The organism is Cupriavidus sp. 05N38, assembly GCF_056397345.1.
On record NZ_JBFTNF010000103.1, the window covers coordinates 1 to 17,088 of the forward strand.

Annotated in this window: 15 protein-coding genes; 11 read left to right on the forward strand and 4 right to left on the reverse strand. The window is 69.5% G+C overall.

Annotated features, from left to right (window positions below; genetic code table 11):
* Positions 1-401 (reverse strand): septum site-determining protein MinC (locus AC1DK4_RS38200; RefSeq protein ID WP_477132170.1); only part of this gene is annotated, 401 nt, incomplete at its 3' end.
* 219 nt (positions 402-620) lie between these two features.
* Between AC1DK4_RS38200 and AC1DK4_RS38205 the strand changes: the two genes are divergently transcribed.
* From AC1DK4_RS38205 to kdpE, 8 genes are all read left to right on the forward strand, one after another.
* Positions 621-1,592, forward strand: a complete 972-nt coding sequence (locus AC1DK4_RS38205) for a magnesium and cobalt transport protein CorA (RefSeq protein WP_441620043.1) — start codon at positions 621-623, stop codon at positions 1,590-1,592.
* 213 nt (positions 1,593-1,805) lie between these two features.
* A complete protein-coding gene (locus AC1DK4_RS38210) occupies positions 1,806-1,973 on the forward strand; it encodes a hypothetical protein (RefSeq protein ID WP_441620041.1) in 168 nt (55 codons plus the stop codon).
* Positions 1,973-2,062 carry a K(+)-transporting ATPase subunit F gene (gene kdpF / locus AC1DK4_RS38215; RefSeq protein WP_006164365.1) on the forward strand — a complete coding sequence of 30 codons (90 nt, stop codon included), beginning with the start codon at positions 1,973-1,975 and terminating at the stop codon, positions 2,060-2,062. The genes AC1DK4_RS38210 and kdpF overlap by 1 nt, the downstream gene beginning before the upstream one ends.
* Entirely contained in the window at positions 2,062-3,882 is a 1,821-nt protein-coding gene (kdpA, locus tag AC1DK4_RS38220; protein ID WP_477132171.1) for a potassium-transporting ATPase subunit KdpA, read from the forward strand. The genes kdpF and kdpA overlap by 1 nt, the downstream gene beginning before the upstream one ends.
* A 76-nt stretch (positions 3,883-3,958) precedes the next feature.
* Positions 3,959-6,187, forward strand: coding sequence for a potassium-transporting ATPase subunit KdpB (gene kdpB, locus AC1DK4_RS38225; RefSeq protein ID WP_477132172.1), 2,229 nt, complete (start codon positions 3,959-3,961; stop codon positions 6,185-6,187).
* An 82-nt stretch (positions 6,188-6,269) separates the two neighbouring features.
* Entirely contained in the window at positions 6,270-6,911 is a 642-nt protein-coding gene (gene kdpC / locus AC1DK4_RS38230; RefSeq protein WP_441650374.1) for a potassium-transporting ATPase subunit KdpC, read from the forward strand.
* A gap of 221 nt (positions 6,912-7,132) precedes the next feature.
* Positions 7,133-10,033 (forward strand): DUF4118 domain-containing protein, encoded by a 2,901-nt coding sequence (locus AC1DK4_RS38235; RefSeq protein ID WP_477132173.1) that lies wholly within the window; start codon positions 7,133-7,135, stop codon positions 10,031-10,033.
* Position 10,034: 1 nt separating this feature from the next.
* The gene (gene kdpE, locus AC1DK4_RS38240) at positions 10,035-10,730 is read left to right on the forward strand and encodes a two-component system response regulator KdpE (RefSeq protein WP_441620031.1); all 696 of its coding nucleotides are present in this window, start codon (positions 10,035-10,037) and stop codon (positions 10,728-10,730) included.
* Between the two features lie 24 nt (positions 10,731-10,754).
* On the opposite strand, the gene AC1DK4_RS38245 is transcribed toward kdpE, so the two are convergent.
* From AC1DK4_RS38245 to AC1DK4_RS38255, 3 genes are all read right to left on the reverse strand, one after another.
* Positions 10,755-12,314, reverse strand: a complete 1,560-nt coding sequence (locus AC1DK4_RS38245; protein ID WP_441650376.1) for a sulfatase-like hydrolase/transferase — start codon at positions 12,312-12,314, stop codon at positions 10,755-10,757.
* Between the two features lie 80 nt (positions 12,315-12,394).
* Positions 12,395-13,339 (reverse strand): Bug family tripartite tricarboxylate transporter substrate binding protein, encoded by a 945-nt coding sequence (locus AC1DK4_RS38250; RefSeq protein ID WP_477132175.1) that lies wholly within the window; start codon positions 13,337-13,339, stop codon positions 12,395-12,397.
* A gap of 44 nt (positions 13,340-13,383) precedes the next feature.
* Positions 13,384-13,593, reverse strand: coding sequence for a hypothetical protein (locus AC1DK4_RS38255; protein ID WP_441620027.1), 210 nt, complete (start codon positions 13,591-13,593; stop codon positions 13,384-13,386).
* Positions 13,594-13,649: 56 nt separating this feature from the next.
* Between AC1DK4_RS38255 and AC1DK4_RS38260 the strand changes: the two genes are divergently transcribed.
* The 3 genes from AC1DK4_RS38260 to AC1DK4_RS38270 form a co-directional block, all read left to right on the forward strand.
* Entirely contained in the window at positions 13,650-14,249 is a 600-nt protein-coding gene (locus AC1DK4_RS38260; RefSeq protein WP_441620026.1) for a MarR family winged helix-turn-helix transcriptional regulator, read from the forward strand.
* 91 nt (positions 14,250-14,340) lie between these two features.
* Positions 14,341-15,072, forward strand: coding sequence for a tetratricopeptide repeat protein (locus tag AC1DK4_RS38265; RefSeq protein ID WP_441620024.1), 732 nt, complete (start codon positions 14,341-14,343; stop codon positions 15,070-15,072).
* A 233-nt stretch (positions 15,073-15,305) separates the two neighbouring features.
* On the forward strand, positions 15,306-17,088 hold a 1,783-nt coding region (locus AC1DK4_RS38270; protein ID WP_477132174.1), incomplete at its 3' end, for a transglutaminase family protein.

Genomic DNA, 17,088 nt, shown 5'->3' on the forward strand with positions numbered 1-17,088 from the left:
GCTTGCGCCTGCCCGCCGGCCGGTGCCCCGGGGGGCGCTTCGGCCTGGGTCGCGGCCGGCGCGGCCTCGTCGCGGCCGCCGCGGCGGCTATGGCTGTCCAGCAGCGGCAGGCCGAAGGACGCCGCCCAGTCACGCTGGGCTTCGCGCGCCACCACGCCGATGGCGCGGGCCTTGAGCTGGGTCAGGGTCTCGATCACCATGTCCAGCGCGATCCGGTCGTCGCCTTCCAGGCGGCGCAGATCCAGCGCGACGACATCGTTGGAGAAGAAATCAGGGGTCGATTCGAAGCGGGACAGAAGGTCGTCCCGCAGCGCTGCCATGTCAGCGGACTTGAGAGCGAGGAGGAGGGCGTCGACATTGCCACTGCGCAGCTCGAAGCGTGGCGATTTCTTCTGGGACATAGTCGGTGACCGTGGAAATGGGACATTCTAACGTCAGCTGGAGGCAGAACTGTAACAAATACCCCCGCAATCCTCTCCAGTGCCGGATGGGGCGCGCACGAACCGGCCCCGCCGCATCCCCGCGCAGGGAACGACACTCGCTGCCGCCCTCCCTCCGCGCAGCTTCCCGCCGGGCCCGCGCTCTTGTTACGATTGCGCCATCCAGACAAGGGAGTATGCATGGGTGCAATCGTCAATAGCGTGGCCTACCGCGACGGCAAGCGGCTGGGGGATGTGGCGGTGGACAAGATCAGCGACGCCATCGCCGTGCCCGGCACCTTTGTCTGGCTCGGGCTGCACGAGCCGGACCTGCCGCTGCTGCGCAAGGTGCAGCAGGAATTCGGCCTGCACGACCTGGCGGTGGAGGATGCGCTCGACGCACACCAGCGGCCCAAGCTGGAGACCTACGGCGATTCCATCTTCATCGTGCTCAATACCGCCCAGCTGGTCGACGAGGAAGTGGTGGTGGGCGAGACCCACCTGTTCGTGGGCCCGAACTATGTGGTGTCGGTCCGCCACGGCGTCAGCAGCAGCTACACCCCGGTGCGCGAGCGCTGCGAGAGCGATCCGCGCGCGCTGGCCAACGGCCCGGGCTATGTGCTCTATGCGCTGATGGACTTCGTGGTGGATCACTACATGCCCATCGTCACCCGGCTCGAGGATGCCTTCGAGCAGCTCGAGCAGGGCATCTTCCGCGATGAGTTCGACCGCGCCGCGATCGAGCACCTGTACCACATCAAGCGCCAGGTACTGCGCCTGCGCAACGCGGTCTACCCGATCGAGGAGATCTGCGGACAGCTGATCCGGCTGCACGAGGAACTGGTGCCAAAGGAGCTGCGCGCCTATTTCCGCGACATCGAAGACCACGCCAGCCGCCTGGTGCGCACGCTCGACGTGGTGCGCGAGATGCTGACCACGGCGGTGCAGGTGAACCTGGCGCTGGTCACCGTGGGCCAGAACGAGATCGTCAAGCGCCTGGCCGGCTGGGGCGCCATCCTGGCCATTCCCACGGTGGTGTTCAGCCTGTACGGCATGAACTTCAGTTTCATGCCGGAACTGAAGTTCCACTACGCCTACCCGACGGTGATCGGCGTGACCGCGCTGGCCTGCGCGGGACTCTGGCGAAAACTGCACAAGTCGGGCTGGATCTAGCCGTCCGCGGCAGGCGGGACAAGGCTTTCCCCAGGCGGGCGACGCCCCCGGCACGGCCGTCCTTCCTTTCCGGCATCGGCGTGGCCGGTACCGGCGCACGCGCGCCGGCCCGTCATTTTTATATCTTCTTTACACCCCCCTCCCCCCTCTCTACCCCGTTTTTACCGCTCGATCCTTAACCTCCCAGCTGTGAATCACTCACGGTGTATTGCCATGGACGGGATCTATTTCATCGGTTTATTGCTGTTCGGTGCGCTGACTGGCGCACTGCTGGCGCTGTGCGCCGCACTTGGCGGCAAGCCGCCAAGTGCGGCCGACGGCCCGGGCGCGCAACGCGCCGACGCGCGCCGCAAGGACAGCGCTACCGACAGGGGGCTGTGATGGACTGGGCCGACCTGCTGGGCGGCGTGCTCGCCGTCGCTGTCTTCATCTACCTCCTGATTGCCCTGTTCCGGCCGGAGAAATTCTGATGTCAACCGAATTCCTGGGACTTCTTGTCCTGTACCTCGCCATCCTGCTGGCGCTCGCGCCCTTCCTGGGGCGCTATATCCGCCGCGCAATGGAAGACGGCGCATATCGGGCGACCGCCTGGGGCCGGCCGTTCGAGCGCCTGCTCTACCGCGTGGGCGGCGTGCGCGCCGACGCCGAGATGGGCTGGAAGCAATACGCGGTGGCGGTCATCGTCTTCAATATGCTGGGCGTGGTGGCGGTGTACGCGCTGCAGCGCCTGCAGGGCTGGCTGCCGCTGAACCCGCAGGGCTTCGGCGCGGTCTCTCCCGACCTGTCGTTCAACACCGCCGTGAGCTTCGTCGCCAACACCAACTGGCAAGCCTACGGCGGCGAATCCACCATGAGCTACCTCACGCAGATGCTGGCGCTCACGGTGCAGAACTTCGTCTCGGCGGCCACCGRCATCGCCGTGGTGTTCGCGCTGATCCGCGGCTTCGCGCGCCAGAGCGTGGCCACCATCGGCAACTTCTGGGTGGACATGACGCGCAGCACTCTGTACGTGCTGCTGCCGTTGTCGGCCGCCGTCGCCATGGCGCTGGTCAGCCAGGGCGTGATCCAGAATTTCGACGGCTACAAGGATGTCGCGCTGGTGACCCCGGTCGAGTACAGCCAGCCCAAGGTGGACGCCGCCGGCCAGCCCGTGCTCGACGCCAAGGGCGCGCCGGTGCTTGACGCCATGAAGACAGACAAGCAGACGCTCGCCATGGGCCCGGTGGCTTCGCAGGAAGCCATCAAGATGCTCGGCACCAACGGCGGCGGCTTCTTCAATGCCAACTCGGCGCACCCGTACGAGAACCCGACCGAGCTCGCCAACCTGATCGAGATGCTGGCCATCTTCCTGATCCCGGCGGCGCTGTGTTTCACGTTCGGCGAGATGGTGATGGACCGCCGGCAGGGCGTGGCGGTGCTGGCGTCGATGGCGGTGATCTTCATCGTGATGGCGTGTGTGGCGGCGCTGTCCGAGCAGCAGGCCAATGCCGCGCTGGCGGGCTTGCCGATCGATCACGCGGCCAGYGCGCTGCAGGCCGGCGGCAATATGGAAGGCAAGGAGACCCGCTTCGGCATCGCCGCCAGCGCGCTGTTCGCCACCATCACCACGGCGGCCTCGTGCGGCGCGGTCAACGCCATGCACGACTCGTTTACCGCCATCGGCGGGCTGGTGCCCATGCTGCTGATGCAGCTCGGCGAAGTCGTGTTCGGCGGCGTCGGCTCGGGCCTGTACGGCATGCTGGTGTACGCGGTGCTGGCGGTGTTCATTGCCGGGTTGATGATCGGCCGCACGCCGGAATACCTGGGCAAGAAGATCGAAGCCTACGAGATGAAGATGACCGCCGTGGCGATCCTGGTCACGCCGCTGCTGGTGCTGCTCGGCACCGCGGTGGCGGTGATGGCCGATCCGGGCCGCGCGGGGGTGTTCAACCCCGGCACGCACGGCTTCTCGGAAATCCTCTACGCGCTCTCGTCGGCGGCCAATAACAACGGCAGCGCCTTCGCCGGGCTGTCGGCCAACACGCCGTTCTACAACGTGCTGCTGGCCGCGGCGATGTGGTTCGGCCGCTTCTGGATCATCGTGCCGATCCTCGCCATGGCGGGCTCGCTGGCGGCCAAGAAGCGCCTGCCCGTGACCGGCGGCACCATGCCCACGCACGGCCCGCTGTTCGTGGTGCTGCTGGTCGGCTCGGTGCTGATGGTGGGCGCGCTCACCTATATCCCGGCGCTGGCGCTGGGGCCGGTGGCGGAGCAGCTTCAGGGCGCCGTGGTCACGGCGGCAGGAAAGTAGCCAGGGGATGGCCGCCCGGCAGTGACCTTCACGCGGGCGGCATCTCGAAGCAGATCAGCGTATTGCGGAGAAACGCATGCAACAAGAATCGATGGTGACGCGCGGCAAGCASKCCGGCGCGGCACCTGCAAACACCACACCGGCGGCCCCCTTGGGTGCGCCGGCCCACGGCACGCACAAGGGTGGCGGTCACCAGCGCCCGCCGCGCGGCGGCATGTTCGCCCCCGAGCTGGTCAAGCCGGCCCTGCTCGACGCGCTGAAGAAGCTCGCGCCGCGCGACCAGCTGCGCAACCCGGTGATGTTCGTGGTCTACGTGGGCAGCATCCTGACCACCATCCTGTTCTTCCGGGCCCTGTTCTCGCCCGCCAGCGCGGGCGGCGAGAGCGCGGGCTTCATCCTCGCGGTCTCGGTCTGGCTGTGGTTCACCTTGCTGTTCGCCAACTTCGCGGAGGCGCTCGCCGAAGGGCGCAGCAAGCAGCAGGCCGAAGCACTGCGCGGGCTCAAGACCACCGTCACCGCCAAGCTGATCAAGGAAGGCCGGCGCGACTGGCGCGCCGCCGGCGCCACCGAGGCGCGCGCGGCCACCGCGCTGCGCCGCGGCGACGTGGTGCTGGTCGAGGCGGGCGACATGGTGCCCGGCGACGGTGACGTGATCGAAGGCGTGGCCTCGGTCGACGAGAGCGCCATCACCGGCGAGTCCGCGCCGGTGATCCGCGAATCGGGCGGCGATTTCTCGTCGGTGACCGGCGGCACGCGCGTGCTGTCCGACTGGATCGTGGTGCGCATCACCACCAATCCCGGCGAAAGCTTCATCGACCGCATGATCACCATGGTCGAAGGCGCCAAGCGCCAGAAGACCCCGAACGAGCTGGCGCTGACCATCCTGCTGGTGGGCCTGACCATCGTGCTGCTGCTGGCCACCGCCACGCTGCAGCCGTTCTCGGTGTACAGCGTGTTCGTGGCCAAGGCCGGCATGCCCGTGACCATCACCGTGCTGATCGCGTTGCTGGTGTGCCTGATCCCGACCACCATCGGGGGGCTGCTGTCGGCCATCGGCGTGGCGGGCATGAGCCGCATGATGGAGGCCAACGTGATCGCCACCTCCGGCCGCGCGGTGGAAGCCGCCGGCGACGTGGACGTGCTGCTGCTCGACAAGACCGGCACCATCACCCACGGCAACCGCCAGGCATCGCGCTTTATCGCCGCGCCGGGCGTGGGCGCGCAGCAGCTGGCCGAGGCCGCATGGCTGTCGTCGCTGGCCGACGAGACGCCCGAGGGCCGCAGCATCGTGACGCTGGCGCGCCAGCAGTCCGGCGCCGCCGCGCCCGATATCAGCGCGCTGCGCCCGATCTTCGTGCCGTTCACCGCGCAGACGCGCATGAGCGGCGTGGACGCGGGCGGCCGCAGCGTGCGCAAGGGCTCCGCCGACGCGCTGCGCAAATACGTGACCGAGCGTGCCGGCAAGTTCCCCGACGCCGTGATGCAGGCCGTGGACGACGTGGCCCGCGCCGGCAGCACGCCGCTGGTGGTGGCGGAATCGTTCGACGACGGCCGCGGCGAGACGGTGCGCGTGCTGGGCGTGGYCGAGCTCAAGGACATCGTCAAGTCCGGCATCCGCGAGCGCTTCGGCGAACTGCGCAAGATGGGCATCAAGACGGTGATGATCACCGGCGACAACCGCCTCACCGCCGCCTCGATCGCGGCCGAGGCCGGGGTCGACGACTTCCTCGCCGAAGCCACGCCCGAAGCCAAGCTCAAGCTGATCCGCGACTACCAGGCCGAAGGCCGCCTGGTGGCGATGACCGGCGACGGCACCAACGACGCGCCCGCGCTGGCGCAGGCCGACGTCGCGGTGGCCATGAACAGTGGCACGCAGGCGGCCAAGGAAGCCGGCAACATGGTCGACCTCGACAGCAACCCGACCAAGCTGATCGAGATCGTGGAGATCGGCAAGCAGATGCTGATGACGCGCGGCTCGCTGACCACCTTCAGCGTGGCCAACGACGTGGCCAAGTACTTCGCCATCATCCCGGCGGCGTTCGCCACCACGTATCCGCAGCTCGACCGGCTCAACGTGATGGGCCTGGCCACGCCGGCCTCGGCCATCCTGTCGGCGGTGATCTTCAATGCGCTGATCATCGTGGTGCTGATCCCGCTGGCGCTGCGCGGCGTGGTGTACCGCCCGCTCGGCGCGGCCGTGCTGCTGCGGCGCAACCTGCTGATCTACGGGCTGGGCGGCATCCTGGTGCCGTTCGTGGGCATCAAGATCATCGACATGATCCTGGTGCTGTTCGGCTGGGCGTGAGCCGCGCCGCCCGCACAAGGCCCGGCCAGGGCCCGACCCGGGCTCGATCCGAGCCCAGACAAAGACATTGAACGGAGTCATCATGCCTACCCCAGTCACCGCCGCGCCCCAGGGCCGCGGCACCAGCGGCCAGCCCGGCACACCCATCCAGGGCGGCCTGCTGCGCCCGATGCTGACGGTGTTCGTCGCACTGTCGGTCGTCACCGGCCTGCTCTATCCCGGCGTCATCACCGGGCTGTCGCGCGCCGTGTTCCCGCATCAGGCGGCCGGCTCGCTGATCGTCAAGGATGGCAAGGCGGTCGGCTCGGAGCTGATCGGCCAGCCTTTCTCGGACCCGAAGTATTTCTGGGGCCGCTTGTCGGCCACCGCGCCGATGCCCTATAACGGGGCCGCCTCGTCCGGCTCCAATCTCGGCCCGAGCAACCCCGCGCTGACCGACGCCGCCCGCGGCCGCATCGAAGCGCTGCGCGAAGCCGATCCCGCCAACCAGGCCCCGGTGCCGGTGGATCTGGTGACCGCCTCGGCCAGCGGGCTGGACCCGCATATCAGCCCGGCCGCCGCGCAATACCAGGCGGCGCGCGTGGCGCGCCTGCGCGGCCTGCCGCTCGAACGCGTGCAGGCCCTGGTGGCGGCCAACACGGAAGGCCCGCTGCTGCACGTGATGGGCGATCCGGTGGTCAATGTGCTGCAGCTGAACCTGGCGCTGGATGCAGAGAAGCCGTGAGCTGGCGGGCGCAAGCGCCTGCCCGGATGCCTGCCGGTTTGCTCGCCTCTCCCGCTTGCGGGAGAGGCGCCGGGGGAGAGCAGGCAACTACCCCCGGGCACCTCGCGCGGCCGTGGTGCATCCCCTGTCGACTCCGTCCGGGCCGCAATCGCACGGGCGCCCGCGCGTAGCCGTGGCACAATCCTCGACATCCATTCGCCCTCCGCGTGCTGAAGCCCCACATGCCTGATACCGCCACGCGCGACACTCCGCCGCGGCCCGATCCCGACGCCTTGCTGCAACGCATGCAGGCGGAGGGCGAGCGCGCCGCGCGCGGCAAGCTGCGGGTGTACTTTGGCGCGTCGGCGGGCGTGGGCAAGACCTTTGCCATGCTCACCACGGCGCGCGCGCTGCGCGAGCAGGGCAGCGACGTACTGGTCGGCGTGGTGGAGACGCATGGCCGCGCCGAGACCGAGGCGCTGCTCGATGGCCTCGAGCGGCTGCCGCTGAAGGCGATCCCGCATCCGCGCATGGATGGCCGCGTGCTGCAGGAATTCGATCTCGACGCTACGCTGGCGCGTCGTCCGGCGCTGGTCCTGGTTGACGAGCTGGCGCACTCCAACGCGCAGGGCAGCCRCCATCCCAAGCGCTGGCAGGATATCGAGGAGCTGCTGTCGGCCGGGATCGATGTCTGGACCACGGTCAACGTCCAGCACCTCGACAGCCTCAACGAGGCGGTCGGCGGCATCACCGGCATCCGCGTGTGGGAGACCGTGCCCGACACCGTGTTCGACGGTGCCGACGAGGTGATCCTGGTGGACCTGCCCGCCGACGAACTGCTGCGGCGCCTGCGCGACGGCAAGGTCTACATGCCGGAGCAGGCCCGCACGGCGGCCAGCAACTTCTTCCGCAAGGGCAACCTGATCGCGTTGCGCGAGCTGGCGCTGCGCCGCACCGCCGACCGCGTCGACGACGATGTGCGCGCCTACCGCCATGCCGAATCGATCCGTCCGGTGTGGCGCACGCGCGAAGCGGTGCTGGCCTGCATCGGCAGCGGCGACGATGCCGCGCAGGTGGTCAAGAGCGCGCGGCGGCTGGCCGGCCAGCTCGATTGCGACTGGCACGTGGTCACGGTCGCCACGCCGCGCCTGGCGCCGCTGGCGGCGCAGGAGCGCGCCAACCTGGAAGAGGCGATGCGGCTGGCCGAGGAACTCGGCGCGCGCACCGAGACCCTGGCCGGCAACGATATCGTGCAGGCGGTGGCCGGCTACGTGCGTCGCCACAACCTGACCAAGGTGGTGGTCGGGCGCGCGCCCGGCGCGTGGCACCGCCAGGGCGGTGGCGTGCTGGCGCGCGGACGCGCGCTGCTGGCGCTGTCGCTGTCGCCATTCCTGGGCGCGCGCGCCTGGCTGTTCGGCCGCCACAGCTTTGCCGACTCGCTGGCGCTGGGCTGCCCCGAGATCGACGTGATCCGGGTCGCCGCCGACGCCATGGCGGCCGATGCGCGCGGCCGCGTGCACGCGGCTGCCCGCAGCGATATGCGCGAAGACGTGCGCGAGGACCGCGAGGCCGTCGATGACGGCAGCGTGGCGGCGCGCCGCGTCGACTACCTGTGGGCGGTGGCATGGTGCGCGGGCGCGAGCCTGCTGTCGGCGCTGGCGCGACCGTGGTTCGAGCTGGTCAATATCGCCATGCTGTTCCTCGCCGCGGTGGTGGCGGTGGCGCTGCGCCACGGGCGCGGTCCGGCCGCGCTCGCCTCGGTGGTGTCGGTGGCCGCCTTCGATTTCTTCTTCGTGCCGCCGCGGCTGTCGTTCTCGGTCAGCGATGTGCAATACCTGGTGACCTTTGTCGTGATGCTCGCGGTCGGGCTGGTGATCGGCCAGCTCACCGCGGGGCTGCGCGAGCAGGCCAGGGTCTCGGTCCAGCGCGAGACCGAGGCGCGCACGCTCTACGAGCTGGCGCGCGAGCTGTCCGCCGCGCTGATGCCCGAGCAGATCATCGCCATCGGCAGCCGCTTCCTGCAGGCCGCGCTCGGCGCGCGCTCGGCCTTTTTCCTGGTCTCGCCGAAGGGGCGCCTGCTGCCGCCGGTGATCGACCCGGCGCAACGCGGCAGCGACGCCATCGACCCCGTGCTTGCGCAATGGGTGTTCGACCACGGCAAGCCCGCCGGCACCGGCACGCACACGCTGCCCGGCAGCACGGTGCTCTACCTGCCGCTCAAGGCGCCGATGCAGACGCGCGGCGTACTCGCGGTGGAGCCGCAGGTATGGCGCGCCTTCGCCCAGCCCGAGCTGCGCCGCCAGGTCGATGTGTTCGCCACGCTGATCGCCATCGCGATCGAACGCCTGCACTATGTGGAGGTCGCGCAGCAGGCGCTGCTGTCGATGGAATCCGAGCGCCTGCGCAGCTCGCTGCTGGCCGCCGTGTCGCACGACCTGCGCACGCCGCTGACCAGCCTGGTCGGCATGGCCGAGACCATGCAGCGCGCCGAGTTGTCGCCGGCGCTGGCCGAGACGGTGCGCGCGATGCGCGAGCAGGCCCTGCGCATGCGCACCATGGTGATCAACCTGCTCGACATGGCCCGCCTGCAAAGCCGCGACGTGCGCATGCAGAAGGAGTGGCAGTCGTGCGAGGAAATGGTGGGCGCGGCGCTGGCCGGCATGCGCGATGCGCTGTCGCGCCATCGCGTGTCGGTGGCGGACCTGTCCGCGCTGCCGCTGGTGGAATGCGACGCCGTGCTGATGGAGCGCGTGCTGTGCAACCTGCTGGAGAACGCCGCCAAGTACACGCCGGCGGGGACCGCCATCCGGGTGTCGGGCGAGGTGGCCGACACCGAGGTGCGGTTCGCGGTGGAAGACGAGGGGCCCGGCGTGCCGCGCGGGCAGGAACAAGCGATTTTCCAGAAGTTCACGCGCGGCGAGCGCGAATCGGCAACCGCCGGCGTGGGCCTGGGCCTGGCCGTGTGCGAGGCCATCGTGCAGGCGCACGGCGGGCGCATCTGGGTGGAGAATATGGAGCGCGGCGGCGCGCGCTTCGTGGTGGCGCTGCCGCGTGRCACGCCGCCGGCGATCGAGCCGGAACCGGACCCGGACCCCGTGCCCGGCATCGCCGCAAGGGCAGCAACAGACAAGGAACCAGACTGAGATGGCTTTCGATTTTTCGCCCACGGTACTGCTGGTCGAGGATGAGCCGCATATCCGGCGCTTCGTGCGCGAGGCACTGCAGGCCGAGGGCTGCACCATACACGAGGCCGAGACGCTCAAGCGCGGCCTGATCGACGCCGGCACCCGCCAGCCCGACGTGGTGATCCTCGACCTCGGCCTGCCCGACGGCGACGGCATGACGCTGATCCGCGAGATGCGCACCTGGACCGAGGTGCCGGTGCTGGTGCTGTCCGCGCGCTCCGGGGAAGACGACAAGATCGCCGCGCTCGACGCCGGCGCCGACGACTACCTCACCAAGCCCTTCGGCGTGGGCGAACTGATCGCCCGCGTGCGCGTGCTGCTGCGCCGGCACGCCCGGCTCAACCCGCAAGGCACGCCGCTGATCGCCTTCGGCGAAGTGCAGGTCGACCTGGCCAACCGCGTGGTCACGCGCGCGGGCGATGCCATCCACCTGACCCCGATCGAGTACCGCCTGCTGGCCGTGCTGATCGCGCACCGCGGCAAGGTGATGACGCACCGCGAACTGCTGCGCGAAGTGTGGGGGCCCGCGCATTCGGAGAGCAGCCACTACCTGCGCGTCTACATGGGGCACCTGCGGCAAAAGCTGGAGAAGGACTCCACGCAGCCGGTGCATCTGATGACCGAGCTGGGGGTGGGATACCGCTTCGTGGGATAAGGGGGGAGGGCGCCCCCCTCGCCCTCACCACACCCCGAAGAACACCCCCGCCTGCTTATACACATTGGTCTTCGCCGCCACCTCGTCATTGCTCACCGTCGTCCGCGGCTTGAGCGAAGAGAACCATTCGAGCAGGTGCATCCGCATGGCGGCACGCACGGATTCGAAACCGGCATCCTGGCCAAGATCGAAGAACTCGTCCGGGTCGTTCTCCAGGTCGAACAGCTGCGGCCTGAAGCCCTGCCAGTGCACGTATTTCCAGCGCGCGTCGCGCACCATCCAGGCGCGGCATTCGCCGGGATGGCGGCCGAGGACGACGCGGGCCCCGCGATAGGCGTAGTCGAGTTCGGAGACGACGAACCCGCGCCATTGCCCGCCATCGCGCGCCTGCGTGAGGTCGAGCAGCGAGCGGCCCTCCACGCGATGATCGGCCGCCGGCAGGCCAAGCGCGTCGAGCACCGTAGGCACCACGTCCACCGCGCTCACCATGCGCGCATCGGCGCTGCCGCGCGTGGCATCCGCGGCAGGCGACGGGTCGTAGACGATCAGCGGGATGTTCTGCACGGTGTCGTAGAACTGTTCCTTCTCGCCGAGCCAGTGGTCGCCGAGGAAGTCGCCGTGGTCGGCGGTGAAGACGATCAGGGTGTCCTCCCAGCGGCCCAGGCGTTCGAGCTGGTCCCATAGTTCGCCGAGACGGTCGTCGATCTGCTGCACGAGCCCCTGGTAGGTGGGGCGCACCGTGTCGGAGACTTCGCTGCGCATGAAGTTGGCGCATTCTTCCTGCGTGCGGTAGGCGTCGAGCACCGGATGCGGATCCTGCAGCTCCGCGTCATGGCGCTTGAGCGGCAGGCAGTCGTCCAGCGTATAGGCGGCGTGGTAAGGCGCCGGCGCCATGTATGGCCAGTGCGGCTTGACCAGCGACAGGTGCAGCACCCAGGGCTCGTCGCCGCGCGCGGCGATATATTGCATGGCCTGGCCCACGGTGTATGCGGTCTCGGAGTGCGGCTCGGCCACGCGCGCGGGCAGGCCCGCGTTGCGCATCTGCCAGCCGGAGACGATCTCGCCTTGCGCGTTCTCGGCGCTGATCACGTAGTCGGTCCACGGGTCGGCGCTGTCGTAGCCCTGCTGGCGCAACCATTCGGCATAGGCGCTGCGCGGCTCGGCATGGTGGCCGTCGTGCCGGTCCACTTCGACGAAGTGGCCGCTGCGCAGCAGCGTCTCCAGCTCGCCGGCGCCGTCGAGGTGCAGCCGTTTCATGTTCGCGTTGTCCGGCATGACGTGGGTCTTGCCGGCCAGCGCGAGCGTTCGCTGGCTGTCCTTGAGGTATTCGCCGAGGGTGACTTCGCCCACCGATAGCGGCACGCGGTTCCAGGTGGCGCCATGGCTGCTCGGGTAGCGTCCGGTATAGAAGCTCATGCGGCTCGGCCCGCACACGCCCGAGGTGACGAAGGCCTTGGTGAAGCGCACGCCACGCCTGGCGAGGGCGTCGATGTTCCTGGTGCGCAGCGTGGGGTGGCCATAGCAGCCCAGGTGGTCCTGGCGCAGCTGGTCGCACATGATGAAGAGGGTGTTGCGGGTGGGCATGGCGTGCTGGATCTGGTTGGGCGTCGATACGAATTCATCGATGCGACGAATAACAGGCGGCTGTATTTCGCCGGGTTTTTTCAGTCCCCCGTATAACCGGAGCTCTTTACCACCGGGCCCCAGCGGCCGGCATCGGCCGCCAGCACCTTGCCGAACTGCTCGGCGCTGCCGGTCTGCGGCTCCAGTCCCAGCTTGAGGAAGCGCTCGCGCAGGTCGGGCGATTGCAGCGCATGGACGATCGCCGTGTTGAGCCGATCGAGCGTGGCCCTGGGCGTGCCGGCCGGCGCCAGGAAGCCATAGCGGCCGACGCCTTCGATGTCCTTGTAGCCGAGCTCGGTGAAGGTCGGCACGTCGGGCAGGGCGACCGAGCGCTGCGTGCCGGAACTGGCCAGCACGCGGATCTTGCCGGCGCGGTGCATCTCGGTCATGTCGGCCAGCGTGTCGACCGACGCCGGCACCTGGCCGCCGACCAGGGCGTTCATCAGCGGCGCGGAGCCGTTGAACGGCACGTRCAGCATCTCCACGCCGACCTGCTTGCCGAACAGCAGGCCAAAGAAGTGCGGAATGCTGCCAAGCGCGGGCGAGGCGTAGGAGTTGTTCCTGGCCGGACTGGCCTTGAGCCAGTCGATGTACTCCTTGAGCGACCTGGCCGGCGTGCCGGGCCCGGCAGCCAGCGCCAGCTGGAAATTGGCGATCTGCGCCACCGGCACGAAGTCGTGCTGGATATCGTAGTTGAGCTTGCGGTAGACCTGCGGCGCGATGGTCATCACCGCCGAGTTGGCCACCACCAGGGTGTTGCCGTCGGCGGGCAGGGTGCGGGCATAGTCCATCACCAGCCGGCCGCCGGCACCGGGCTTGTTCTCGATCACCACCGTCTGCTTGAGCTCTTCGCGCAGCTTGTCGCCGACCAGGCGGGCCGCGAGATCGGCGGTGCCGCCGGCGGGATAGCCCACCAGGATGCGCAGTGGGCGCTCGCTCTGGGCGAGTGCCGGGGTGGCCGGCAGGATGGCGGACAGGGCAGACATGGCGGCCAGGGTGGGGACGAGTGCGCGCAGCAGTTTGGCGGGGTTCACGGTTTCTCCTTTTGGGTTCGGCGGCTTGTCGCGCCGCCAGCGGTGCTGGCGGCGGCGAGGCCGGCCAATTTATCGATACGGCCCGGGCGCGCCAACGACGGATTTCGCGCATCGATCTGCGCGCCGTGCGTCTTGCCTTGCGCTGCCTGGCCATACCCCGGCGAGTGCGGAATGCGCCGCGGCGAGCCGGTTTTATATAGACCCATGGACGCTAACACCCACCCATATAATTGACAAAATCAACCAATTTTGCGGGTGCGGCATGAACGAAGCCATCAGGGACGGCGAGGACCGGGACGCAGCCTGCGCCGCGCAGGGCGAGCCGGCGGCGGACGCCGGCCACACCCTGCAGCATCCGGCCCGGCTGGCCGATTTCCTGAACTACCGGCTCTACCACCTGACCCGCGTCGCGCTGAACGCCAGCGGACTGCACCTGCGCGCGGCGGCGGGCGTGAGCCGGCGCGAGTGGCGCATGCTGTCCTTTCTCGGCGAGCAGCCCGGCACGCGCCTGACCGAGCTGGCGCTGAGCGCCGGCCTGGACAAGGTGCTGGCCAGCCGCGCGGTGCATGCCCTGATGGCGCGCGGCCTGGTGCGGCGCGACACGCGCACCCAGGACCGCCGCGCCGCGGCCTTCGCGCTGACCGCCGAGGGCGAGGCGGTGTACCGGCTGGCCTTTGCCCAGGCGCAGGCGTTCAATGCCCGCCTGGCGAGCTGCCTGGCACCGGACGAAGCGCGCGTGCTGGCGGATTGCCTGGCGCGCCTGCATGCCGAGGCGCAAGCCCTGCTGGCGCAGGCCGAGGCCCTGCCCAGCACCGTACCCATCCCTGCGCCGGCAGCGCCGGACTGGTGGCGCCTGCCGTAAGTTCTCCGGCTGGATTGCGACTGCTACTGGCGACTTCCTAAGCCTACACTTGTAGACTTGGAGTGAGCGCGTGCCTTGCCTGGAGCCTGCCATGCCGCCTGTCCGTCTCTTTTCGCCGTCATGGTGCGCGGTCAACGCCGCCGCCGCCGCCCTGGGCCTTTCCCTCTGTCTTGCCGCGGCGCCGCCTGCCGCGGCGGCAACCCAGCCGCCGGTGCCGGCGCAGGCGCTGACGCAGCAGGCCGTGGCCGCCTACGATGCCGGCGCCTTCGATGCGGCCCTGCGCGACTTCGCCAAGGCGGCCCAGCAAGGCAACCGGCTGGCGCAGTTCAACTACGCCATGATGCTGCTGCGCGGCGAAGGCACGCCGGTGCGCCCGCAGGAGGCGCTGATCTGGCTGCGCCGRGCGGCCGACAACGACATGACCCACGCCCAGTTCACTTTCGGCGAGCTTTACGAGCACGGGGACCTGGTGCCGCGCTCGCTCGAATCCGCCAACGAGTGGTACCGGCGCGCGGCCGAAGGCGGCCATGTGCAGGCCCAGGTGGCGCTGGCCACCAACTATTTCACCGGGCGGGGCGTCTCGCGCGACTACGGCAAGGCCTTCCAGTGGTACAGCCGCGCCGCCACCGCCGGTGACAGCGGCGCCCAGTACATCGTCGCCAGCTATTACGAGCGCGGCGAGCCGGGCGTGGTGGAGAAGGATATCGAGCAGGCCAAGATCTGGTACGCGCGCTCGGCCTCGCACGGCGACCCGGGCGCGCTGGCCAAGCTGCGTTCGCTGCTCGAGCAGGGACTCAAGGCGAAGCGCGGCGGCGCCATGTAGGACGCCATTTAGGATGCCATGTAGGGGCGCAGGTCGGGCGCCATGGCCGGGCATCATGGTCAGGCGTCATGTCATGCTGCGGTAGCGTTGCCGTGCTGGCATGACGGGGCACCGCGCCGGAAGGGAGGTCCTCCGGCAGCGGCACCCGGGTCCCCGGGGCCTTGGCCATCGCGGGGCGGTACAACTCTTGCTTGCTAGAGACGGCACAAATTCTGCGCCAATGGGAGGCCTTTGTGGCAACGCACGTCGCACTGAATCACGTCACCCACTACCGGTATGACCGGCCTGTGAAGCTATCGCCGCAGGTGGTCAGGCTCCGGCCCGCCCCGCACTGCCGCACACCGATCCTTTCGTATTCGCTGCGCATCGAGCCCGAGCAGCATTTCATCAACTGGCAGCAGGACCCGTTCGCCAACTACCTCGCCCGGCTGGTGATCCTCGAGCCGACCCGCGAGTTCAAGATCACCGTCGACCTGGTGGTCGAGATGGCGGTCTACAACCCCTTCGACTTCTTCCTCGAGCCCTACGCCGAGCAGTTTCCGTTCAGCTACGACCCGGGCCTGGCGCACGAACTGGCGCCGTACCTGGTCACGGGCGAGCCGACCCCGCGCTTCGCCGCCTTCGTGGAAAGCATCCCGCGCACGCCGCAGCGGACCATCGACTTCCTGGTGGCGCTGAACCAGCGCCTGCAGGAAGACATCCGTTACCTGATCCGCATGGAGCCCGGCGTGCAGACGCCGGAGCAGACCCTGGAATCCGGCGCCGGCTCCTGCCGCGACTCCGGCTGGCTGCTGGTGCAGACGCTGCGGCATCTCGGCCTGGCGGCGCGCTTCGTCTCCGGCTACCTGTTGCAGCTGACGCCGGACGTGAAGGCGCTGGACGGCCCCAGGGGCGCCGAGGCGGACTTCACCGACCTGCATGCCTGGTGCGAGGTCTACCTGCCGGGCGCGGGCTGGGTCGGCCTGGACCCCACCTCCGGCTTGCTGGCCGGCGAGGGCCATATCCCGGTGGCCTGCACCCCCGAGCCTGGCAGCGCGGCGCCGGTCAGCGGCGCGGTGGACCAGAGCGAGGTCGCGTTCCACCACGAGATGTCCATCACGCGCATCTATGAATCGCCGCGCGTGACCAAGCCCTACACCGAGGCGCAATGGCAGGCGGTGGCGGCGGTCGGCGCCGAGGTCGACCGCCGGCTCGATGCGCAGGACGTGCGCCTGACCATGGGCGGCGAGCCGACCTTCGTGGCGGTCAAGGACCGCGACGGCGCGGAGTGGAACACCGATGCGCTCGGCCCCACCAAGCGCGGCTATGCCACCGAACTGGTGCACAAGCTGCGCGACCGCTACGGCAAGGGCGGCTTCCTGCACTACGGCCAGGGCAAGTGGTATCCGGGCGAGCAACTGCCGCGCTGGGCCTTGTCGATCTGCTGGCGCGCCGACGGCGAGCCCTGCTGGCAGGACCCGTCGCTGTTCGCCGACGAGCGCCATCCGGCCGACTACACCCACGCCGACGCACACCGCTTCCTCGACAGCCTGGCCACGCGCCTGGGCCTGGACCCCGCTTTCGTGCAGCCCGGCTATGAAGACACCTGGTACTACCTGTGGCGCGAGCGGCGCCTGCCGGTCAACGTCGACCCGCTCGAGTCGCGGCTGGACGACGAGATGGAGCGCATGCGCCTGCGCCGCGTGTTCGGCGCGGGCCTGGCGCAGGTGAGCGGCTACGTGCTGCCGCTGCGCCGCGCCGGTGCCGAGGAGGCACCGGCCCTGCACGGCCAGCGCTGGGTCAGCGGGCCCTGGTTCTTCCGCGACGACCGCATGTACCTGCTGCCGGGCGATTCGCCGATGGGCTACCGCCTGCCGCTCGATGCGCTGCCCTGGGTCAGCGAGGCCGACTACCCGTGGCAGTTCGACCAGGACCCGTTCGCGCAGCGCGGGCCGCTGCCCACGGGCGCGCAACTGCGCGCGCAGTGGCCGGGCCAGCCGGGCGCGGGCGGCGAGGGCGCCGGCGGCGCAGCGGGCG

What these genes read in the sequence shown, in the direction of transcription:
- kdpE (WP_441620031.1), top strand. Translation starts at nt 10,035, where the DNA reads ATGGCTTTCGATTTTTCGCCCACGGTACTGCTGGTCGAGGATGAGCCG.
- AC1DK4_RS38210 (WP_441620041.1), top strand. Translation starts at nt 1,806, where the DNA reads ATGGACGGGATCTATTTCATCGGTTTATTGCTGTTCGGTGCGCTGACT.
- AC1DK4_RS38205 (WP_441620043.1), top strand. Translation starts at nt 621, where the DNA reads ATGGGTGCAATCGTCAATAGCGTGGCCTACCGCGACGGCAAGCGGCTG.
- AC1DK4_RS38260 (WP_441620026.1), top strand. Translation starts at nt 13,650, where the DNA reads ATGAACGAAGCCATCAGGGACGGCGAGGACCGGGACGCAGCCTGCGCC.
- kdpF (WP_006164365.1), top strand. Translation starts at nt 1,973, where the DNA reads ATGGACTGGGCCGACCTGCTGGGCGGCGTGCTCGCCGTCGCTGTCTTC.
- AC1DK4_RS38255 (WP_441620027.1), bottom strand. Translation starts at nt 13,593, where the DNA reads ATGGGTCTATATAAAACCGGCTCGCCGCGGCGCATTCCGCACTCGCCG.
- kdpC (WP_441650374.1), top strand. Translation starts at nt 6,270, where the DNA reads ATGCCTACCCCAGTCACCGCCGCGCCCCAGGGCCGCGGCACCAGCGGC.
- AC1DK4_RS38245 (WP_441650376.1), bottom strand. Translation starts at nt 12,314, where the DNA reads ATGCCCACCCGCAACACCCTCTTCATCATGTGCGACCAGCTGCGCCAG.